Raw genomic sequence first — 19,569 nt, 5'->3', positions numbered from 1 at the left:
GCGAAGAGGTGATTACGCAACGTACGCAGGACGTCGGGGCGCCGCAGGCATAAACGGTCGCGTGAAGTTTTTGCTGTTTGCTTGGGCTTGGATGCCCAAAACAAACTTTCGCAAAAATAGCGACTCCCCGGATGTTTTTATTGCCTGCTCAAGCGCCCCTGGTTTACTGATATCACTAGATGAGCTGATCTGACTGACCAACCGCTGGGCAAGTTGTGTGATGGCACGTACCTCATCGCGACTGATGCCGGGCGGAGGTGTCGTGGCTGATGTTGTGACTGGCTGTCCCGGTAGGGTTGGTGTGAGGAGGGGCGTGCTACTGGAATTCACTTTGCTGGGAGTGATGGCCGTTGAAGCTGCAGTTAACAGCTGGGTGACAACCTTGGTCTGGGTAAGCTGGGTGAGATTGGCCAATAGTTCTGAGATGGGACGCTGTAGTGGCAGCAGGTTTTTTAACGCAATGCTCTGTGGTGATGGGGGCTGAATGTTATCAACAACACGCATCACGGGGGAGGGGGTGAGCCTTTCGACAACGAGTTGGAGCTGTTGTCCCGCCCGGATCGGCTGATCGCTTTTTGCTTCGACCGCAAGATTTCCAATCTGCAGCATCACACGTCCCTGCTGAGAACTCTCGCGTGCAACAGCGAGCAGTGATTCGCCTACCTTCCAATTGCTCAGTGCCGCCTTAAGCTCAGCGACATCGACTTTGATGGTAGTGATCTGCGGTTGTGTCGGTTTTACTTCCACGCCTGACCCTGACTCTCTATTGGCTCTAGCATACTCTATCGGTCAGGAATAGGGCTGCTTTAGGAGGGAGTGGCTATTCAATCAACTCGGTGGTGTAACGTTCGATCTCAATCTGATCTGACCAGTAGTCGGCCGGAAGACCTGCCTTGAGCTTGAGATGCTGCAGAAATTGCTCAGGATTCGGCAGTGACTCCCAGACTGAGGGGAGAAAGGTGCCACGCCGGTAACCCTCACTCAGTATCAGGCCGTCGATGCCGGGACGGATCTTCTCCAGCAGATCCTCTTCACCATTAAAAAGGAGTGGTTCCGAGGGAGTGAGGATAGAGATATGAATATCGAGTCGCTGAAACTCATTTTCATCAAGGGGTGGAAAGCGTGGGTCGGAGAAGGCTGCCGCGTAGGCGTTGCTTGCGACATCGACGGCAAGTGGGCGATGCGCCTCTAAGGTTCCGATACAGCCACGCAGTGTGCCGCCGAGCTCCAGGGTGACAAAGGTGGCACGCTGCCGTTGAAGTGGGTCGCTATAGTCGCTCGCATTTACATCAAGTGCCTTACCGTGAGTGAGCCCATGGCGGATAGAGTCGCGTGCTAGCTGACGCAGGTCGTCCTGCTCATGCCCTGTCAGTGATGTGACACTACTCAACGAGATAGGCTCCATATCCGACCACCTGGTCACGAGCACCCGCGGTGTCACCCGAATTTCGCAGATCGATGGTTCTAATTGTCATCTGATGTTTTTCTACAGCGGCTAGCAGGCCGAGAATACCATTTCGTCCACAGGCGCTCTCATAGTGAATGGCACGGCCGTCGAGCTGCTCTATGGCATTTGAGGTGGTGCGATCCATCTGTTGTGCGGTGAGGTAGTCGTGATAGTGACTCAAATCTGAACTGATCACGATCAGCGTCTCATCGCCACCCCAGAGCAGTTTCAGAACCTGTTCGACCTCTGTTGCTGCGCAGTCGCCAACAACCAGCGGAATCAGAGTGAAGTCATCAAGCAGACGCTGTAGGAAGGGGAGCTGGACCTCGAGGCTATGCTCAAGGGTATGCGCCTCATCGAGCCAGTGGAGTTGCGGTAGCTCAATGATCTTCTCCAGAGCCGCTTTATCAATGCTGACATCGCCGAGAGGGGTACGAAAGAAGTCGGCATGGCTAGCCGCCAGACCGTGAAAACCAACCCGATGTGCAGGTCCTAGCAGTACCACCCGTTTGATCTGATGGCGTGCCGCCGCGATTGCTGTATAGGCCGAGGCGGCGATAGGGCCGGAGTAGATAAAACCAGCGTGTGGCGCGATGATCGCCTTGGGCACGCGAGCTACTTCTGCCGCCTCGCTCAGATAGCCATCGACCATTGTGCGAAGCTCTGTTGGATCACTTGGATAGAACATGCCTGCCACGGCTGGTTGTCTAACAGTTGCCATTCCGGCTCCCTTTGTGGGACATCTATCTACTATCAATAGTGTGAGAGTGGATCGATATCAAGTCCGTAATTCTGTAAGGATATATCGACTATAGTCTGGTCAGATAAGTTGCGAATTGATAGTGAGGATGAGCGATGAGTAAGGGGTCAGAAACAATCACGCCCGAGACACCAACATTCCCGACCCGGTATTGGCACAAACTCGAGGATGGACGGGTGCAGTGTGATCTCTGTCCGCGTTACTGCAAGCTACGTGATGGCCAACGTGGGCTCTGTTTTGTAAGGGCCAATAGGTCTGATGAGATCGTGTTGACCAGCTATGGGCGATCTAGCGGCTTCTGTATCGATCCCATCGAGAAGAAGCCGCTTAACCACTTCCTTCCCGGAACCCCCGTTCTTTCGTTCGGTACGGCTGGTTGTAATCTCGCCTGCAAATTCTGCCAGAACTGGGATATGAGCAAATCACGCGAGATGGATACATTGATGGATCAGGCCTCGCCGGAAAAAATTGCACGGGTTGCCAGAGAGATGGGGTGTCGCAGTGTCGCCTACACCTATAACGATCCAGTCATCTTTATGGAGTATGCAATTGATATAGCCAGGGCGTGTAGAGCGCAGGGAATCAAGTCGGTCGCTGTTACCGCTGGTTATATCTGTGATGAACCACGACGTGAGTTTTTTAGTTATATGGATGCCGCTAACGTTGATCTGAAGGCGTTCAGTGATGAGTTCTATCTGAAGCTGTGTGGTGGCCAGCTCGATCCTGTTCTAGAGACCCTTAAATATCTGCGACATGAAACCGATGTCTGGACTGAAATTACTACCCTGTTGATTCCGGGCGAGAATGACTCCGAGAGCGAACTGGAGGCGATGAGTCGTTGGGTGGTCGACAATCTCGGGGCTGATACACCGTGGCACTTCAGTGCCTTTCATCCCGACTGGAAAATGATGGACCACCCACCCACGCCACCTGTAACGCTGAGTCGTGCACGTGAGATCGCGATGAGTGCCGGTCTGCACCATGTTTATACCGGCAATGTGCACGATGAGCGAGGTGGTAGCACCTACTGTCACCGTTGCGGTAAGCGCCTGATCGGACGTGACTGGTATGTACTGACTGAATGGAATCTGACCGCCGATGGACGCTGTTGTGACTGCAACAGCCCCTGCGTTGGTGTGTTTGAAAAACACCCCGGTGAATGGGGTGCAAAGCGACTCCCGATCAATATGGAATTACACCCATAAGCCACTGAAAAAACAGGGAAGAGATATTACCAATGGGGGGTGCAGGAAAGATCGACAAGTCGATAGAATTGTTTTTATGAAAATCGATGAGATAGAGATCGGTGCTTTCTACAGCAACGGTGATTTTGGCAAGCGTTGGATGGTGCGCCAGGTGCTGGCAATCGACTCATCACTCTGCGAGGTGAGTGGCGATGAGGAGCGTAGCGTCCAATTCAAGATATTGGTGGGTGAGAACCGTCGAAAATCGTTTGTCGTTTCCGATGAAGAGTTCGCAAACTGGGCTCGTTATGAGGTGGTGCGGAACGAAAATAGTTGGGAACGCGCTTCATAACTGGCGTAGTAAGTGGGACTTAAAAAAGGAAGATAGCGGTATTATTGGTGTCCTCCCTGTTACTACTGATCCAGACACTCTTTTGACTCTATTCAATTAAGCTGTACTTCTGTGTCGTCTTTTCAGAGTGCACTATTGACTATGTCTGCCCCTGCTGCCTTCGCTGGCGTCTGCTGCAGATGAGCGTACATCGGATCATATCGTTACAGTTATTCAACACTTCCACCTGCAGCACTCCTGGGGGTAAGCAAGCCACCACGCGGTTTTTCCATAGAAGCCGTGGAGAAGGTGGCTGCAGAGACGGGTCTAACGATTTCTCGCCTGGTGCTCGATAATCTTCCACAAATGGTTGCAGCGGTTGATGAGGGACGTGCCGAATTATTGCTGTTAATTAGGCTGATTAAAGAGGTTGCTCACTTCAACATATCCCAGTGAATGCTCTTCACTGGGATATGTTGATTGATGTTAAGTGGTTAGTGTTTGGTATTGATTGCTTCAATTATTTGTCCAAAACTGATGCCAGCATCATTGCTTGGAATGGTCTCGTGAATAATTGCTGGGCGCTGTTGTGATGCAAGTATCCTAACTACAGCTTCAGTTAATAGGTGGTTTTGGAATACACCGCCGGTGATCCCAACTGAGTCAAAGTCGTATTTTTCGGTAATAGCCTGAGTCTGGTCGCTGAGTGATTGTGCCATGGTGGCGTGAAAATCGGCGGCACGAATGGCTGAACTACGACTCTCATCGAGCAGAGTCAAAATAGTCGGCTCCCAATCTACTTCAATGACACCATCTGATCTCGTATGCTGCGGCAGGCTAATCGCTTTACCTTTCGACGCTGATATCGATTCCAGCCACATCGGTGCCTGACCATCGAAACTGGCCTGTTTCAGAGTTCGTGTAAAGGCGGCTGCAGCATCGAAGAGTCTGCCGACGGCGCTGCTGCGCGGGCTGTTAATACCTGTTTCCCATGCATGACGTAGCAGTGCGTTTTCGCGTGGATTGCCCGTCCACTCCCGGTCGCACTCCCAGCAGAGTGACTGGGCGCTACGCCACGGTTCATGGGCGACCTTTATGGCGCCTGGCAGGGAGAAGGGGCGGAAGGTGGCGACTCTCTTCCAATTGCCAGGTCTACCGAGTAGTGCCTCACCACCCCAGAGCGTGCCATCTTCGCCGTAGCCGATACCGTCCCAGGTGAATATGAGTGCTGTCCCCTCAAGCCGCTGCTCACCATAGAGGGAGGAGGCGTGGGCGTGGTGGTGGTAGACCTTTATCAGTTCCTTGTCTTTCTGGTCGCGTGCCCAACGACTGCTGAAGTAGTCGGGGTGGGCATCACAGACGATGATCTCAGCCTCGACGGCGTAGAGTCGCTGTAGATCCTCAATGGTGCGTTCAAACTGGTTGATTGTTCTCGGTGCATCGAGATTGCCGAGGTGCTGTGAGACTACGACACGATCTTCCCAGGCGAGTGCAACGGCCACCTTGTTGTGGGCACCAACAGCGAGGATCGGACGATCAAACCTGTAAGGTAGCTTTAGCTCGAGTGGGGAGTTGCCACGGCCGATGCGCATCGGCCGTGCTTTACCGGCTGAGATCTGAAAAATAGCGTCATCAACTGGGCGGCGAATGGGACGATCGTGGTGCAGGAAGGCATCAACAACATCATGAAGTCGAGCTTCAACATCGGCGGCCTCGGTCAGTACCGGCTCGCCGCTGATGTTGCCAGAGGTAAAGACGAGCGCTGACCGCCATGGAGAGCGAAGTGAGGGCGGTTAGTCCCCGATAGTCGACGCCGTCTGTATATTCGTAGTTGAGAGCGCGAGCGAACGACGAAGAAGATGCAGCAGCGGCTTTATGTCGGCGTAGAGTCACTGAGGGAGTTGTGTAGAGCCGCGAAGAGGTGATTACGCAACGTACGCAGGACGGTCGGGGCGCCGCAGGCATAAACGGTCGCGTGAAGTTTTGCTGTTTGCTTGGGCTTGGATGCCCAAAACAAACTTTCGCAAAAATAGCGACTCCCCGGTGGTTTGCCAAACGATTCGGTAATGAGTGTATGTAGTGGACTGTAGGGCAACATGCGCTGACCGCCATGGATAGCGAAGCGAAGGCGGTTAGTCCGCGATAGTCGACGCCGTCTCGCATATTCGTAGTTGAGAGCGCGAGCGGACGACGAAGAAGATGCAGCAGCGGCTTTATGTCGGCGTAGAGTCACTGAGGGAGTTGTGTAGAGCCGCGAAGAGGTGATTACGCAACGTACGCAGGACGGTCGGGGCGCCGAAGGCATAAACGGTCGCGTTAAGTTTTGCTGTTTGCTTGGGCTTGGATGCCCAAAACAAACTTTCGCAAAATAGCGACTCCCCGGATGCCGAGTACGTTTAGACCCGGCGCTACACTTTCGGCGAGACCACTTTCACTCTTCGCGGACATCAGCACAATCGGACGTAGTGGATCGAGAACGAGCCCGGCTGCTACTTCACACGGTTCCGCGATGTTCTTAACCATCGCCAGACCATCTTCACCTGCTGCAGCGACCATCACCGCAAAGGGTTTATGTGGGCGATTTTTATTGTGCCGCAATCGGCGCACGGCCTGGTCATTGCTGGCGTCACAGACCAGGTGGTAACCACCAATCCCCTTAATGGCGATAATTAATCCCTGTCGTAAGCCCTCAATGGTTGCGCTAAGTGCCGCTTCATTATCGCGTAGGTCAAAACCCTCATGGTGACGAAAGTGGAGTTGAGGGCCACACTCGGGGCAGGCGAGCGGTTGGGCGTGAAAACGCCGATCGAGCGGGTCTTCATACTCAGCGCGACAGGCAGGGCAGAGCTCAAAACCGGCCATGCTGGTACTGATGCGATCATAGGGGAGGCGGTCGATAATCGTATAGCGCGGCCCACACTGGGTGCAGTTGATGAAGGGGTAGCGATAGCGCCGGTCGTCGGGATCGTTGAGCTCTTTGAGGCAGTCGGGACAGGCGTATTGATCGGGTGGTACGTGGATGAAGGCACTTTTGCCCTTTTCGCTATGGTGAATCTCAAAAGCATCGCACTGCTGTGTGGTGACACTCTCGCGGCTTCTGATCTCGGGTCGGGCGAGTGGTGGTGCCGATGGGATGAGGTCTGCTATGAAGGCCTCAATTCTTGTCTGCTCGCCCTCAATATGGATCTCAACCAGACCAGTGAGATTACAGACCCAGCCATTCAGGTCGTGTTGAGTGGCCAGTCGATAGATGTAGGGGCGAAAGCCGACGCCCTGAACGCGTCCGGTGATATGGAGTTTCTCGGCCCGCAGTTCGTCCATAACGCTCCTTAGCAGCTAATCCTCAGGTACTAGCACTACACCGGCCAGAGGTGGGAGAGTGAGCGCGATAGAGTGTTCTCGATTCATCCACGGTGTTGCCTCAGCTTCGATAGTGCCACTGTTGCCAATATCGCTACCGCCGTAGAAGTGCGAGTCGGAGTTGAACGCCTCACGCCAACGGCCGCCACACGGCAGTCCGATGCGATAGTTCTCGCGGGGTACTGGCGTGAAGTTGAGAATAATCACCGCCTCCTTACCACCACCGCTGCGCTGATAGGCAAGTACCGACTGCGAGGCGTCGTGACAGTCGACCCAGTCGAATCCGCTGTGGTCGAAGTCGTGGTGGTGCAGCGCCGGTAGCTCACGGTAGAGCCGGTTGAGATCTCCCACGCCCTGTTTCATACCATTGTGTAACGGTGAGTCGAGCAGCCACCAGTCGAGTGCTCGGTCGTGGTTCCACTCACCACCCTGTGCAAATTCACTACCCATGAAGAGTAGCTTCTTACCCGGATAGGTGAAGTAGTAGGTGTAGAGCAGGCGCAGATTGGCAAAACGCTGCCACTCATCGCCCGGCATCTTGCCGAGCATGGAGCCCTTACCGTGCACCACCTCATCGTGGGAGAAGGGGAGTACGAAGTTCTCGCTGAAGGCGTAGAGCAGGCCAAAGGTGAGACGCTCGTGGTGGAAGTGGCGGTGGATCGGATCCTTGCTCATGTAATCGAGCGAGTCGTGCATCCAGCCCATGTTCCACTTCATCGAGAAGCCGAGACCGCCGACCCAGGTGGGACGGGTGACCTGCGGCCATGAGGTCGACTCCTCGGCGATCATTAATGTACCGGGGTGCTCACCGTGGGTGACCTCGTTGAGTTCACGTAGGAAGTCGATCGCCTCAAGATTCTCGTTACCACCGTAGCGATTGGGCAGCCAGTCCCCCTCTTCGCGTGAATAGTCGAGATAGAGCATCGAGGCGACTGCATCAACACGTAGTCCGTCGATGTGGAACTCCTCCAGCCAGTAGACGGCGCTGGCGATGAGGAAGTTCTTCACCTCGTTACGACCGTAGTTGAAGATCAGTGTGCCCCAGTCGCGGTGTTCACCGAGGCGAGGGTCTTCGTGTTCGTAGAGTGCGGTACCATCGAAGTTGGCCAGGCCGTGCGCATCCTTAGGGAAGTGACCGGGTGCCCAGTCGAGCAGTACGCCAATACCGTGTTGGTGGCAGTAGTCGACGAAGTAGCGGAAGTCATCGGGAGTGCCGAAGCGACTGGTAGGGGCGTAGTAGCCGATGGTCTGATAGCCCCAGGAGCCGTCGAAGGGGTGTTCGGTAATCGGCAACAGTTCGATGTGGGTAAAACCGGTCTGTTCAACATAGTCGACCAGGCGATGGGCGAGTTCGCGGTAGTTGAGGAAGTTGCCCTCATCATCGAGCTGCCAGGAGCTTAGATGGACCTCGTAGGTCGACATCGGTTCATGTTGCCACTCGCGTTTGGCGCGTGTCTCAATCCAGCTCTCATCCCCCCACCCATATGATTCGTAGTCACGCACGATTGAGGCGGTTTCGGGACGCATTTCAAACTGCTGGCCGTAGGGGTCACTCTTGAGCAGGATCTCACCGCTATCGCGATTGCAGATCTCAAACTTGTAGTTGATGCCGGGCTGCAGGTCGGGGATGAAGAGTTCCCAGATTCCGCTACCGCCGCGTACCCGCATCGGATGGGTTCGCCCATCCCAGCTGTTGAAATCACCAACAATACTGACCCGCTCTGCAGCGGGAGCCCAGGTGCAGAAGCGCACACCATCAATGCCATCAGCGGTATGCGGGTGGGCACCAAGCATGCGGTAGGCGTGGCGGTGACGCCCCTCGCCAAACAGGTGCATGTCGAGATCACCGATCTGCGGGGGGAAACAGTAGGGGTCATGACGTGTGATCTGTTCGCCACGGCTGTCACACCAGCTCAGTTGATAGCGCTCGGGCAGGGCGGTGGTATCACCGCGCCACTCAAAGATGTCGCTGCCGGGGATTCGCGTCATCTCGGCACCGATATCGGTTAGCTCTACCGAGGCCACTGACGGAATATAAACGCGGACTACACTCTCTTTACCCGCTTTGTGGAGACCCAGCACGTTGAAGGGGTCGTGATGACGTGCGTCAAGGAGGCGTTGCAGTGATTCGCTGATACTTGCGGCGGCAGTAGGGATCGGTTCCATTAGTTTCCTGTTGTTTTTCCACGTTGGCACTATGTTTTATCCAACCGTAATGCAACTGATGTTAGCATACGGGCCAATCGAATCTGTCTATAAAAATCGGCCTGCACCGAGTCAGCTGGTGGCGGGCAAAAAGGAGTCTGGGGAATGGCCTCAAACAGTATGACACCCCGTTTCGTATCGCGTCTGACGCGCGATACGTTGGCACTAATTCTAGCGGGCGGACGTGGCTCGCGACTCAAGGAGCTGACCCGCTGGCGTGCCAAGCCTTCGGTCCACTTCGGCGGCAAATTCCGTATTGTCGATTTTCCGCTCTCTAACTGCGTCAACTCCGGCATTCGCTCGATCGGAGTATTGACCCAGTACAAAGCGCACTCACTGATTAAACATATCCAGCAGGGGTGGAGCTTCCTGCGAGGTGAGTTTGGTGAGTTTGTCGAGATGCTACCGGCGCAGCAGCGTATCAGTGAGACCGCCTGGTACTCCGGTACCGCCGATGCGATCTTCCAGAATCTCGACATTCTGCGCAGCCACGAACCGAGCTATGTACTGGTGCTGGCAGGCGACCACGTCTACAAGATGGACTACGGTCCGATGATCGCGCTGCATGTAGAGAGTGGCGCCGATATGACGGTAGGCTGTCTTGAAGTCGATCTTGAACAGGCGAAGGAGTTTGGCGTGATGAGCGTCGATGCCAATAACAAGGTCATCGAGTTCAGCGAGAAACCCGATAGTCCCGCGCCGATTCCAGGGCGCGATGATGTGGCGCTCGCCTCAATGGGCATCTATGTGTTTAACAGTGGCTTCCTCTACGAGCAGTTGATTCAGGATGCCAATAAAAATGATTCGAGCCACGACTTTGGCAAGGATGTAATCCCCTCAGTCATCGAGCAGCACAAGGTAATGGCATATCCGTTCCGTGATCCGCAGACCGGTCAGCAGGCCTACTGGCGTGATGTCGGTACGGTGGATGCCTTCTGGAAGGCCAATCTGGAGCTGATCGGTGTTACCCCTGAGCTGAATCTCTACGACTCACAGTGGCCAATCTGGACTTATCAGGAGCAGCTACCACCGGCCAAGTTTGTCTTCGATGATGATGGACGACGTGGCATGGCGGTTGATTCGATGGTCTCGGGTGGTTGCATTATCTCGGGCGCTACGGTGCGACACTCACTGCTCTTCTCGCATGTCACAGTGAATGACTTTGCCGAGGTCTACGACTCAGTGGTGCTACCTGATGTGGTGATCGGTGAACGCTGTCGTATTCGCAAGGCGGTACTCGACAAGGGGTGTTCGGTGCCGCCCGGTATGGTGATTGGTGAGGATCCAGAGGAAGATGCCAAGCGTTTCTACGTCAGCGAAAAGGGCGTGGTGCTGGTAACCCCCGACATGCTGGGTCAGGACCGACACCATGTCCAGTAGTGTGCCGCTGAAGGTTGTACTCTGCTGGCATATGCACCAGCCCAACTATCTCGATCGGGAGAGTGGTAACTACCAACTGCCGTGGACCTATCTGCACGCGATCAAAGATTACGTCGATATGGCGGCGATCATCGAGATGACCGAGGGCGCGCGCGCCGTGGTCAACTTCGCACCTACTCTGCTGGAACAGATCGAGGACTACGCCGCGCAGATCAAGTCCTACCTGAAGTCTGGAACCCCATTACGTGACCCACTGCTCGCAGCGCTGGTCAGTACCGCGCTACCGAGCGGTGAAGAGGAGCGGGTAACGCTGATCAAGGCGTGTCTACGTGCCAATCCCGAACGGCTGATCGACCCCTATCCTCACTTCAAAATACTCGCCGATCTGGCTCACTGTCTTGATGATACGCCCCACGCCGTACCCTATATCAGCGGTCAGTATCTAACCGATCTGTTGGTCTGGTACCACCTCGCCTGGCTCGGCGAAACGGTGCGCCGCAGCGATAAACGAGTAAAAGTGTTGATGGATCGTGAGCGCGGCTATAGTCACCAGGAACGCCTACAGCTGTTGGAGATCATCGGTGAGCTGATTGAGGGCGTGATCCCACGCTACCGTGCATTGGCCGAGGCGGGGAAGATCGAGCTATCAGTCACCCCCTATGCGCACCCCATCATTCCGCTACTGCTCGATATCAATTCAACCCACGATGCGATGCCTGCGGCCCATCTACCGGTCTGCAGCAGTTATCCCGGTGGAGAGCAGCGCGTGCAGTGGCACCTGCGCGAGGGTGTCGAGGTCTTTAAACGCTGTTTTGGCCACGAACCGGCGGGCTGTTGGCCCTCTGAGGGGGCGGTTAGCAGCGCCACACTCGAACAGATTGCAAAGGCTGGCTTCAAATGGGCCGCCACGGGTGAAAATGTATTGAGTAATAGTCTGCAGAAATCGGGGATTGAGCCCGGTGCCTGCCACCATCACCCTTTCAATGTGGCTGAGAGCGATATCGCCTGCTTCTTCCGTGATGACGGACTCTCCGACATGATCGGTTTCACCTATGCCGACTGGCACGGTGACGATGCGGTTAACAACATGGTTCACCATCTGGAGAACATCGCCGAGGCGTGTAAGGAGAATGAGAACCGGGTCGTCTCGATCATCCTCGATGGTGAGAACGCCTGGGAGTACTACCCAGAAAATGGCTACCATTTCCTTACCGCACTCTATGCGAAGTTGGCCGAACACGAATCGCTTGAGCTGACTACCTTCAGTGATGTACTGGCGAGTGGTGTTAAATCGGAACCACTACCCCAAATGGTGGCCGGTAGCTGGGTCTACGGCAGCTTCTCCACCTGGATCGGTGAGGCGGATAAAAATCGAGGCTGGGATCTGCTCTGTGATGCCAAAAAGGCCTTTGATGAGGCGGTCTCGTCGGGCCGATTGGCTGGCGATGAACTCTATCAGGCCGAGCGACAGATGGCGGTCTGTGAGGGTTCCGACTGGTTCTGGTGGTTTGGTGACTACAATCCGGCCGATTCGGTCCGAGATTTTGACCGCCTGTTCCGATTGCAGCTTGCTGAGCTCTACCGCATCGTCGGTGCTACTGCGCCTGAACAGCTGACGCAGGTGATCTCTCACGGTACCGGACAGCCCGCTACGGGTGGCGTGATGCGCCGTGGTAGCGAGCACTGATGAGCATCACGACTCAGTCTGGAGAGCAGGGTGCGCTGCGCTCACGACAGGCGGGGGTGCTGCTCCACCCTACATCGCTACCAGGTGCATGGGACTGCGGTGATCTGGGCAGTGAGGCATTCAACTTCGTCAATTTCCTCGCCGCTGCTGGACAGAAGGTGTGGCAGATCCTACCGCTGGGTCCGACCCACAACGATCTCTCTCCCTATCAGAGCCTCTCCGCCTATGCAGGCAATCCTGAGCTGATCAGTATTGAAAAGCTGGTTGAGTGGGGCTGGCTCGCCGCAGAGCAGATAAAGAAACCGGGTAAACAGAAGAAACCACCGCTGATAGCCAAGGCCTTTGCGGCGATCATGCACGCTGAGCATGGCGAGGTGCGCAACGAGTTTGAGGTGTTTGTCGCAAACAATAGTGAGTGGCTGGAGGACTATGCCCTCTATCGTCTGCTTAAAAATAATCATCAGGGCAAGGGTTGGTTCGATTGGCCAACGCCACTACGTGACCGGTCAGAATCGGCGCTCAAAGAGGTTCGCCACAACAACGCCGAGGCGTTGGCAGAGATTCGCTTCGAACAGTTTCTCTTTCAGCGTCAATGGTTTGAGCTGAAACACTATGCCAACGAGAGGGGCATTAGCATCTTTGGTGATGTGCCGATCTTTGTCGCCTACGACAGCGCCGATGTCTGGGCCCATCGCGACGGCTTCGCACTCGATGCCGATGGTCGGCCGACGGTGGTTGCCGGGGTGCCGCCCGACTACTTCTCCGAGACGGGGCAGCGCTGGGGTAATCCTCATTACGACTGGGCACAGATGGAGCAGGATGGATTCTCCTGGTGGCTGGAGCGGATGCGTTATCAGCTTAAACTCTTCGATCTGATTCGTATCGATCACTTCCGTGGCTTTGAGGCCTACTGGGAAGTGCCCGCTGATGAGGAGACCGCGATCAACGGTCGTTGGGTCAAAGCGCCTGGTGACCAGCTTTTTGATCGACTGCACGAAGAGTTCGATCCACTGCCGGTGATTGCCGAGGATCTCGGTATCATTACCGAGGAGGTTGAGGCGCTGAGACTTAAGTATGGGCTGCCGGGAATGAAGATCCTGCAGTTTGCCTTTGATAGTGGCGCTGACAATCCCTATCTGCCACACAATCTACAGCGCAACAGCGTTGTCTACACTGGTACCCACGACAACAACACCACGCTAGGCTGGTTCGATGAGCTTTCACCCGAACTGCAGGCACATATCGGTTACTATCTTGCAGATCAGAGCGAGTCGATGCCGTGGCTACTGATTCGCGCGGCACTTGCCTCCGTTTCACGGCTGGCTATTGTGCCAATGCAGGATCTGATGGCGCTCGATGCGTCCCAAAGGATGAATACGCCCGGTACCACCGAAGGGAACTGGGGCTGGCGATTCCAGTGGTCTGAGCTCAAAGAGGGGACCGCTGAGCGACTCAACGAGCTAGTGATTCGCTACGGTCGTTGATTATCTACCCCAACAGAGGGTCGCTTTTCGGATTGAGTCTATCGGTGGCTAGGGATAAGCTTTGCAGCATTGATGCAACATTTTGCGGCTGCGCGCGGTCCTATCGATATGGCCAGTCTCAATAATAACTTCGGGCAGCTCGTTAACTGCATCTGCTATCTGCCTGAAAAGACACGGCCATTTCTGAAATCAGACTCAAGAATTGTGCGTCATGGCCGATCTCTCTATCGCAGCGATACGTTTTTTGTTCACTCTCAGGACTGATTCATGGATTTAGCGACGCTAATTGGATTATTGGGTGCCTTCGGCATCATCACCGCCGCCATTATCCTCGGCGGCAGCGCACTGCTCTTCATCAATATTCCCTCCCTGTTGATCGTGGGCGGTGGATCGCTGTTGGTCGTACTGATGAAGTTTCCCCTGGGCCATTTCCTGGCGGCCTTCAAGATTGCGCTGAAGGCCTTTCTGCATAAATCGGAAAGCGCCAACGCTGACCGCCATGGAGAGCGAAGTGAGGCGGTTAGTCCCCGATAGTCGACGCCGTCTGCCTATTCGTAGTTGAGAGCGCGAGCGAACGACGGAGAAGATGCAGCAGCGGCTTTATGTCGGCGTAGAGTCACTGAGGGAGTTGTGTAGAGCAGCGAAGAGGTGATTACGCAACGAACGCAGGACGGTCGGGGCGCCGCAGGCATAAACGGTCGCGTGAAGTTTTGCTGTTTGCTTGGGCTTGGATGCCCAAAACAAACTTTCGCAAAAATAGCGACTCCCCGGAGGATCTGGTTGAGCAGGGTGTGCAACTGGCTGAGGTGGCACGTAAAGAGGGCCTACTGGGACTGGAGAGCCAGGAGGTGACCAATCCATTCCTCAATAAGGGGGTACAGCTCTGCGTCGATGGTCATGAACCCGAGTTTGTCCGCGCGATGCTGATCACCGATATCAACCGCACCATCGAACGCCATGAAAAGGGGCAGGCGATCTTCAAGGCACTTGGCGATGTGGCACCCGCGATGGGCATGATCGGTACCCTGATCGGTCTGGTACAGATGCTGGCCAACATGGATGACCCGAAGAAGATCGGCCCGGCGATGGCAGTTGCGCTACTCACTACCCTCTACGGCGCTATTATCGCTACCGCCTTTGCACTACCAATCGCCGACAAGCTGGCTCATCGCAGTGATGAGGAGAAACTAAACAAGACACTGATCCTGGAGGCGATTCAGGGTATCCAGGAGGGGATGAACCCTCGCGTCATGCGCGATCTGCTCATGACCTATCTACCAGGAAGTGCTCGCACCTCCGCCGACGACGAGGCCGCCTGATCGCACCGGGTGCGTCTGGCGAATTAACGCGTGGAAGGGGAAGAGTGCAAAAAATGCGAAGCGGGGATGCCAGGCTGGGTCATGACCTTTGCCGACTTGATGTCACTGCTGATGTGCTTCTTCGTACTGCTGCTCTCCTTCTCAGAGATGGACGTCAACTACTACAAACAGGTGGCCGGTTCGATGAAGGACGCCTTTGGTGTCCAGCGCCAGATCTCATCCAAGGAGACGCCGCGTGGTGTTAGTGTCATCGCCCGTGAGTTCAGTCCGGGACGCCCCGACCCTACCCCGCTGAAAGTCGTTCAACAGCACACCACTAACCAGATGAAGCACTACCTCGATCTCGACAAGGGACAGACATCGCAGGATAAAAAGAGCGTCATTACTCCAATCAAGTCAGCCTCAATGCAGGGTGTCAGTCGCCAGAGTGAGCAGAAGAAATCGGGTAAGTCTGATGGACGCAAGGAGAGCATTGCAGACAAGATTCGCGCTGCACTCGAGAAAGAGACCAAGGCGGGTGCGGTCGATTTCGAGAAGGAGAGTGATCGCATCATTATCCGTCTCAATGAGAAGGTCTCGTTCCGTCCCGGTAGTGCCTTCCTGAAAAGGCAGGCAATTCCCATTCTCGAAAAGCTCGGTAATGTGCTGCGTGAGGCGACCGGACGCATCATTGTGGCGGGTCACACCGACGATATTCAGATTGATACCGCGCAGTTCCGATCCAACTGGGAGCTCTCTTCATCACGCGCAGCGACGGTTGTGGGTGAGCTCAACTGGACCTCACATATCGTCCCCGAGCGTCTAATGATCGAGGGGCATGGATACACTCGCCCCCTGGTACCCAATATCAATGCTGAGAATCGCCAGAAGAACCGCCGTGTAGAGATCACGCTGCTGCAGAACCCTGATGATGCCGCTGTCGATGAGAATGAGATGGTCGATGACAGCGCACTCTCAGAGGTCAGCGAGAAGAAGGCAGAGCTTGTGGGGGACCAGCGTCGTGGTCTGAAAAAAGGACGTAGCGATAGCGTGGTAGAGAAGACGACCTCTTTTGAAAAGGGGGATCGCAAGGCACGTGCTGAGGCAGAACTAGCGGCTGAGTCCGAGGCGAAGGCCAAGGCCGAGGCTGCTGCGAAAGCTAAAGCAGAGGCAGAACTGCAGGCCAAGGAGGCAGCACGGCTTGAGGCACAGAGACTCGCCGATGAGGCGGCGATCAGAGCAGGTCGCAAGCCAGCACCGATAGCGCCTCAGCCAGACAAAACAGATGCGGAGGGGCCTGCGCCAGCCACACCGGAGCGACCCACACCTTCAGGTGTAAGCCTGGATCCGACGGGTGGCCTTGAAGAGTCTGCAATCGAGGGCTCATTTGATGGTGCTATTATTGAGTTACCCAGCCTGGGAATTGAGCGACCGCTGGTGCTACCGCCCTCGGAGTAGGAGTAACGGATTCGATATGCAGGATAGTGAAAACAAGAGCAGCGCCGACCGCAGGGAATTCTTCAGGCTTAACGACAGTGTTGCCATCGATTTCCGTCAGCTCCAGAGCGATGAGCTGGAGACGGTCAGGGCGCGTATCCACTCCGATCAACCCGACCGCTTCTCAGTGGCGGCAAAATTCGCGACCTCCAGCAGAACAATGGATATGCAGCTGAGAACGATCAGTAAAAGTTCTCCAACGATTGCTGCCTTCCTCAAAGAGGTCGATAAGAAGATGAACATCCTGGCGGGACTGATGGCGGTCGAGGAGTTGACCGGAATCGACTGCCCATCACGACCGGTCAATTTGAGTGCCGGTGGAGTCGCCTTCTTCTCGGCGAATCCCTTCAATCGTGATGACATGTTGGAGGTGCGACTGGTGCTTTTCCCAACCCAGATTGGTATTCGTTTTATCGGTCGAGTCGTCAGTTCGACGACCGACCTGAAGGATGAGGGGGAGCAGCCCTATTACATCTCGGTTGAGATGGATACTATTCGTGATAGTGATCGGGATCTGCTAGTTAAACATCTGCTGCACAAGCAGACCGTTGAGCTGCACGAGCAGCGTTTTCCTGACGAAGTCTAGTTGTTACTGCTCTACAGCCGGGGTGATCTGATTCGCCTTGATGTAGCTGGGTAGTATCTCATCGAGACATTGATTGACCGCTTCCAGTACCGCTTTCTCCCGTGCATAGCCAAACTTGTGACAGGCCGTTTCGGTACTGACAAAACCGTAGCGTTCAACCTTGGTGCCGAAATAGACGTTGACCAGAAAGGCACTGCTATCGGCTTTGTTGAACATCTTGCCATCGACAATGATGTTGAGGTCGACCTCTTTGTTATCGGCCGATGCGAAGCCAGCCACGGGTGTAATATTCCACGCACGTAACCGTTTGTAGACGATTTTCTCTAGCGCCTCTTTTACAAGGGTGACGTTATTTGAGTCGACAAACACCTTGAGTGAGTCTGGTGTGCTGTTCATCAGGTAGGTCTCACGTCCCGCCTCTGCACCACCTGTAATGAGCAGTAATATCAGTAGTTGCCACCCTATCTTTTTCATCGATCTTTCGTTTCCTTATCCACCTCTGTCGAGGGGGATTGATTAATGTCGATTAACACCATTTCTAGTATAGAAATCGGCACCATTTGGTCGATCTTTACCTGATAGTTTTAAAACGTTATCCGCGTTGACATGCCAGGGGGGCGGCGTAGCTTTTGACTAAGACTCCGGCAACCTCTGTCAGTTCACTTTTCGCCATATTTGCGGGGTAGAGCGTGACGGCGGTTCCCTAACAAAGATAAAAAAGAGGCTCATCCATGCTGCTCTCCAGCGCCGCACCTGTCTGTGTGCAGCGAAACTCGGCAATGCTCTTCAGTACGCTGTTGTTTACGCTCATATTCTCAACCCCCATCTCCGCGGCCTCGATCGATAGCAAGGACTATGAGGCGGGTGCTGTAATCATCAAGACGGTCCCGATCAAGCCAGCCAAGAGCTCTGATAAAAAGAAATCATCGACAAAAGCGGACAAGGGATCGCAGCAGTGAGAGTGATCGCACTGTTCATATCGTTACTGCTGCTGCCGCTCCTCGCGGGGGCAGGTGAGTTTGAAACGCTTCTGCAGATGGTGGAGAAGCGTGATCAACGTGGTGCCGAGGCTTGGCTGAGCAGAAGCACTCGTGAGAGCGGTGACCCTCTGGAAACGCTCTCCGGTCGTGCGGTTGAGGATAGTCTTGAACAACAAACTACTCAGCTCTTTGCGGATGAAGCCGTCATCGAAGCACTGACATTCGCCTGGGTGAAGAGCGGTAATGAGTCGACTCGTCAGGATCTGCTTAAACGTCTGGCTAGTAGCACCAAGTCCCGCTCAACGATAGAGCAAGCGGTAGCCAAACAGCGTCGTCAGGCACCGCAAGCCGATATCAGGTTCATTCAACTCTTCACTGCTGGTATCGGTCGTGATGGAGAGTTAGCCAAGGCCTCCAATCAGTTTCCCCTTACCACCTCAACGATCCACCTTCGGTATGAATATGAACACGGCATTCCCGGAGAGAAGCTGACCGCCAAATGGTATCGCCTCGATACCGCATCAAAGAAACCATTTGCCTCTGCATCGGCAAAACTACAAAAACGTAGCGACAAGGGGCAATTCTCGTTCACACCCGATAAAGCCGGCTGGCGACAGGGGCTCTACCGAGTTGTCATTGAGGGGCGGGGCAGATCACTCACCGAGGTCGATTTTGTCATCGGCTTACCACAACCAGCTAAATTGCCTGAGCAGCTCATTACTCCCTTGCCTGTACAGGTTGAAGTGGCATCGATCGATTTTAGTGTTGAAGAGAATGCACCAAAACTGGTCGAGGTGGAGGCGGCACCACGTCCTCGTGTGGCCACCAGTCGACCTCCACAGGAGGTGGGCGTTGCACCCGAGGTGAAACGTCCCAAGGTCTCTGCTGCGACTACAACGCCTAAAAAGAGTGTGAAGTCACCCCCCGTGCCGGCGATTAAAATAGTTGATGCCTACCTCGCCAAAAAACTTGGCAAGAAGGGGCCGAAGGGTAAGAGCAAGAAGTTCTCAATGCATGGCGCCGATTGGTGCTGTGGGCAAAATTGAGGCGCCTGAGGGTGGAGAGATCATTGCCCACTGGTATCTGCCCGGACGTAAGGGAGCGGTGAAACGCACCACGCTGAAGTTGAAATCGGGGCGCTCTGAAGTGGCATTCTGGCTCAAACTGAAAACGGCTGAGGAGACGCTGCCAGTCGGTAAGGCGTGGGTCGATCTCTCAGTGGGTAAAAAACGGCTCAAGCGGGTGAAATTCAAGATCCGTCAGGCGGGACTGTTTGAATCGCTCGGCGATACGCTGGAGCAGGCAGGCGATGAGCTGGAACAGATAATTGAGGAGATCGATAAGAAATGATAATTAATCTATCTCGATAT

21 protein-coding genes and 2 pseudogenes are annotated in these 19,569 nt (G+C 54.8%); 12 read left to right on the top strand and 11 right to left on the bottom strand.

Annotated elements, in window-relative coordinates:
* Positions 1 to 12: 12 nt before the first annotated feature.
* The 3 genes from HUE57_RS14085 to amrB all read right to left on the bottom strand — a co-directional run bounded on the left by HUE57_RS14085 (position 13) and on the right by amrB (position 2,168).
* On the bottom strand, positions 13 to 747 hold the full coding sequence (locus HUE57_RS14085) for a hypothetical protein (protein WP_174673397.1): 735 nt from the start codon (positions 745 to 747) through the stop codon (positions 13 to 15).
* A 73-nt stretch (positions 748 to 820) separates the two neighbouring features.
* Positions 821 to 1,405, bottom strand: coding sequence for an AmmeMemoRadiSam system protein A (gene amrA, locus HUE57_RS14080; protein ID WP_078482178.1), 585 nt, complete (start codon positions 1,403 to 1,405; stop codon positions 821 to 823).
* Positions 1,383 to 2,168 carry an AmmeMemoRadiSam system protein B gene (amrB, locus tag HUE57_RS14075; RefSeq protein ID WP_078482179.1) on the bottom strand — a complete coding sequence of 262 codons (786 nt, stop codon included), beginning with the start codon at positions 2,166 to 2,168 and terminating at the stop codon, positions 1,383 to 1,385. The genes amrA and amrB overlap by 23 nt, the downstream gene beginning before the upstream one ends.
* 134 nt (positions 2,169 to 2,302) lie before the next feature.
* On the opposite strand from amrB, the gene amrS reads away from it, so the two are divergent.
* Positions 2,303 to 3,412 carry an AmmeMemoRadiSam system radical SAM enzyme gene (gene amrS / locus HUE57_RS14070; RefSeq protein WP_078482180.1) on the top strand — a complete coding sequence of 370 codons (1,110 nt, stop codon included), beginning with the start codon at positions 2,303 to 2,305 and terminating at the stop codon, positions 3,410 to 3,412.
* 76 nt (positions 3,413 to 3,488) lie between these two features.
* The gene (locus HUE57_RS14065; protein ID WP_078482181.1) at positions 3,489 to 3,743 is read left to right on the top strand and encodes a hypothetical protein; all 255 of its coding nucleotides are present in this window, start codon (positions 3,489 to 3,491) and stop codon (positions 3,741 to 3,743) included.
* Between the two features lie 473 nt (positions 3,744 to 4,216).
* On the opposite strand, the gene HUE57_RS14060 is transcribed toward HUE57_RS14065, so the two are convergent.
* The 6 genes and pseudogenes from HUE57_RS14060 to glgB all read right to left on the bottom strand — a co-directional run bounded on the left by HUE57_RS14060 (position 4,217) and on the right by glgB (position 9,248).
* On the bottom strand, positions 4,217 to 5,314 hold the full coding sequence (locus HUE57_RS14060; RefSeq protein WP_174673396.1) for a Kae1-like domain-containing protein: 1,098 nt from the start codon (positions 5,312 to 5,314) through the stop codon (positions 4,217 to 4,219).
* Between the two features lie 48 nt (positions 5,315 to 5,362).
* Positions 5,363 to 5,443: pseudogene (locus tag HUE57_RS20395) on the bottom strand (hypothetical protein); the annotation flags it as partial.
* Positions 5,421 to 5,687 (bottom strand): hypothetical protein, encoded by a 267-nt coding sequence (locus HUE57_RS14050; protein WP_174673395.1) that lies wholly within the window; start codon positions 5,685 to 5,687, stop codon positions 5,421 to 5,423. The gene HUE57_RS14050 and the pseudogene HUE57_RS20395, both read right to left, overlap by 23 nt.
* Entirely contained in the window at positions 5,596 to 6,027 is a 432-nt protein-coding gene (locus HUE57_RS14045) for a hypothetical protein (RefSeq protein ID WP_174673394.1), read from the bottom strand. The genes HUE57_RS14050 and HUE57_RS14045 overlap by 92 nt, the downstream gene beginning before the upstream one ends.
* A gap of 11 nt (positions 6,028 to 6,038) precedes the next feature.
* Positions 6,039 to 7,043: a Sua5/YciO/YrdC/YwlC family protein gene (locus HUE57_RS14040; protein WP_174673393.1), complete on the bottom strand. Its 1,005-nt coding sequence runs from the start codon at positions 7,041 to 7,043 to the stop codon at positions 6,039 to 6,041.
* 15 nt (positions 7,044 to 7,058) lie between these two features.
* Positions 7,059 to 9,248, bottom strand: coding sequence for a 1,4-alpha-glucan branching protein GlgB (glgB, locus tag HUE57_RS14035; protein ID WP_078482183.1), 2,190 nt, complete (start codon positions 9,246 to 9,248; stop codon positions 7,059 to 7,061).
* Between the two features lie 144 nt (positions 9,249 to 9,392).
* On the opposite strand from glgB, the gene glgC reads away from it, so the two are divergent.
* The 4 genes from glgC (at position 9,393) to HUE57_RS14015 (ending at position 14,372) form a co-directional block, all read left to right on the top strand.
* On the top strand, positions 9,393 to 10,667 hold the full coding sequence (gene glgC / locus HUE57_RS14030) for a glucose-1-phosphate adenylyltransferase (protein ID WP_078482184.1): 1,275 nt from the start codon (positions 9,393 to 9,395) through the stop codon (positions 10,665 to 10,667).
* Positions 10,657 to 12,354: a glycoside hydrolase family 57 protein gene (locus HUE57_RS14025; RefSeq protein ID WP_236725593.1), complete on the top strand. Its 1,698-nt coding sequence runs from the start codon at positions 10,657 to 10,659 to the stop codon at positions 12,352 to 12,354. The genes glgC and HUE57_RS14025 overlap by 11 nt, the downstream gene beginning before the upstream one ends.
* Positions 12,354 to 13,838, top strand: a complete 1,485-nt coding sequence (malQ, locus tag HUE57_RS14020) for a 4-alpha-glucanotransferase (protein WP_078482185.1) — start codon at positions 12,354 to 12,356, stop codon at positions 13,836 to 13,838. The genes HUE57_RS14025 and malQ overlap by 1 nt, the downstream gene beginning before the upstream one ends.
* A 267-nt stretch (positions 13,839 to 14,105) precedes the next feature.
* Positions 14,106 to 14,372 (top strand): MotA/TolQ/ExbB proton channel family protein, encoded by a 267-nt coding sequence (locus tag HUE57_RS14015; protein ID WP_174673392.1) that lies wholly within the window; start codon positions 14,106 to 14,108, stop codon positions 14,370 to 14,372.
* Between the two features lie 14 nt (positions 14,373 to 14,386).
* Here HUE57_RS14015 and HUE57_RS14010 read toward each other — a convergent pair whose 3' ends face one another.
* The gene (locus tag HUE57_RS14010) at positions 14,387 to 14,635 is read right to left on the bottom strand and encodes a hypothetical protein (protein ID WP_174672485.1); all 249 of its coding nucleotides are present in this window, start codon (positions 14,633 to 14,635) and stop codon (positions 14,387 to 14,389) included.
* Here HUE57_RS14010 and HUE57_RS14005 point away from each other — a divergent pair.
* The 3 genes and pseudogenes from HUE57_RS14005 to HUE57_RS13995 all read left to right on the top strand — a co-directional run.
* Positions 14,585 to 15,157: pseudogene (locus tag HUE57_RS14005) on the top strand (MotA/TolQ/ExbB proton channel family protein); the annotation flags it as partial. The gene HUE57_RS14010 and the pseudogene HUE57_RS14005 overlap by 51 nt on opposite strands.
* Before the next feature lie 30 nt (positions 15,158 to 15,187).
* Positions 15,188 to 16,594 carry a MotB family protein gene (locus HUE57_RS18730; RefSeq protein ID WP_269087621.1) on the top strand — a complete coding sequence of 469 codons (1,407 nt, stop codon included), beginning with the start codon at positions 15,188 to 15,190 and terminating at the stop codon, positions 16,592 to 16,594.
* A gap of 16 nt (positions 16,595 to 16,610) precedes the next feature.
* A complete protein-coding gene (locus tag HUE57_RS13995; RefSeq protein ID WP_172840046.1) occupies positions 16,611 to 17,219 on the top strand; it encodes a PilZ domain-containing protein in 609 nt (202 codons plus the stop codon).
* A 3-nt stretch (positions 17,220 to 17,222) separates the two neighbouring features.
* On the opposite strand, the gene HUE57_RS13990 is transcribed toward HUE57_RS13995, so the two are convergent.
* Positions 17,223 to 17,693 (bottom strand): hypothetical protein, encoded by a 471-nt coding sequence (locus HUE57_RS13990; RefSeq protein ID WP_078482189.1) that lies wholly within the window; start codon positions 17,691 to 17,693, stop codon positions 17,223 to 17,225.
* Positions 17,694 to 17,950: 257 nt separating this feature from the next.
* Between HUE57_RS13990 and HUE57_RS13985 the strand changes: the two genes are divergently transcribed.
* From HUE57_RS13985 to HUE57_RS13975, 3 genes are read left to right on the top strand one after another with little or no spacing between them, the layout of a single operon-like run.
* Entirely contained in the window at positions 17,951 to 18,178 is a 228-nt protein-coding gene (locus tag HUE57_RS13985; protein WP_078482190.1) for a hypothetical protein, read from the top strand.
* Positions 18,175 to 19,245 carry a hypothetical protein gene (locus HUE57_RS13980; RefSeq protein WP_174673390.1) on the top strand — a complete coding sequence of 357 codons (1,071 nt, stop codon included), beginning with the start codon at positions 18,175 to 18,177 and terminating at the stop codon, positions 19,243 to 19,245. The genes HUE57_RS13985 and HUE57_RS13980 overlap by 4 nt, the downstream gene beginning before the upstream one ends.
* Complete coding sequence (locus HUE57_RS13975; protein WP_174673389.1) at positions 19,214 to 19,549, top strand: hypothetical protein; 336 nt, start codon at positions 19,214 to 19,216, stop codon at positions 19,547 to 19,549. The genes HUE57_RS13980 and HUE57_RS13975 overlap by 32 nt, the downstream gene beginning before the upstream one ends.
* Positions 19,550 to 19,569 lie beyond the last annotated feature (20 nt).

Source organism: Candidatus Reidiella endopervernicosa (assembly GCF_013343005.1).
Taxonomy (GTDB): domain Bacteria; phylum Pseudomonadota; class Gammaproteobacteria.
Note: the sequence above shows the minus strand (reverse complement) of the source record. Positions and strands in the feature narration are given on the sequence as shown.

Coding starts and splice junctions, on each gene's coding strand:
- amrA (WP_078482178.1), bottom strand. CDS start 1,405: ATGGAGCCTATCTCGTTGAGTAGTGTCACATCACTGACAGGGCATGAG.
- amrB (WP_078482179.1), bottom strand. CDS start 2,168: ATGGCAACTGTTAGACAACCAGCCGTGGCAGGCATGTTCTATCCAAGT.
- amrS (WP_078482180.1), top strand. CDS start 2,303: ATGAGTAAGGGGTCAGAAACAATCACGCCCGAGACACCAACATTCCCG.
- HUE57_RS14065 (WP_078482181.1), top strand. CDS start 3,489: ATGAAAATCGATGAGATAGAGATCGGTGCTTTCTACAGCAACGGTGAT.
- HUE57_RS14060 (WP_174673396.1), bottom strand. CDS start 5,314: ATGCGCATCGGCCGTGGCAACTCCCCACTCGAGCTAAAGCTACCTTAC.
- HUE57_RS14050 (WP_174673395.1), bottom strand. CDS start 5,687: ATGCCTGCGGCGCCCCGACCGTCCTGCGTACGTTGCGTAATCACCTCT.
- HUE57_RS14045 (WP_174673394.1), bottom strand. CDS start 6,027: ATGCCTTCGGCGCCCCGACCGTCCTGCGTACGTTGCGTAATCACCTCT.
- HUE57_RS14040 (WP_174673393.1), bottom strand. CDS start 7,043: ATGGACGAACTGCGGGCCGAGAAACTCCATATCACCGGACGCGTTCAG.
- glgB (WP_078482183.1), bottom strand. CDS start 9,248: ATGGAACCGATCCCTACTGCCGCCGCAAGTATCAGCGAATCACTGCAA.
- glgC (WP_078482184.1), top strand. CDS start 9,393: ATGGCCTCAAACAGTATGACACCCCGTTTCGTATCGCGTCTGACGCGC.
- HUE57_RS14025 (WP_236725593.1), top strand. CDS start 10,657: ATGTCCAGTAGTGTGCCGCTGAAGGTTGTACTCTGCTGGCATATGCAC.
- malQ (WP_078482185.1), top strand. CDS start 12,354: ATGAGCATCACGACTCAGTCTGGAGAGCAGGGTGCGCTGCGCTCACGA.
- HUE57_RS14015 (WP_174673392.1), top strand. CDS start 14,106: ATGGATTTAGCGACGCTAATTGGATTATTGGGTGCCTTCGGCATCATC.
- HUE57_RS13995 (WP_172840046.1), top strand. CDS start 16,611: ATGCAGGATAGTGAAAACAAGAGCAGCGCCGACCGCAGGGAATTCTTC.
- HUE57_RS13990 (WP_078482189.1), bottom strand. CDS start 17,693: ATGAAAAAGATAGGGTGGCAACTACTGATATTACTGCTCATTACAGGT.
- HUE57_RS13985 (WP_078482190.1), top strand. CDS start 17,951: ATGCTGCTCTCCAGCGCCGCACCTGTCTGTGTGCAGCGAAACTCGGCA.
- HUE57_RS13975 (WP_174673389.1), top strand. CDS start 19,214: ATGGCGCCGATTGGTGCTGTGGGCAAAATTGAGGCGCCTGAGGGTGGA.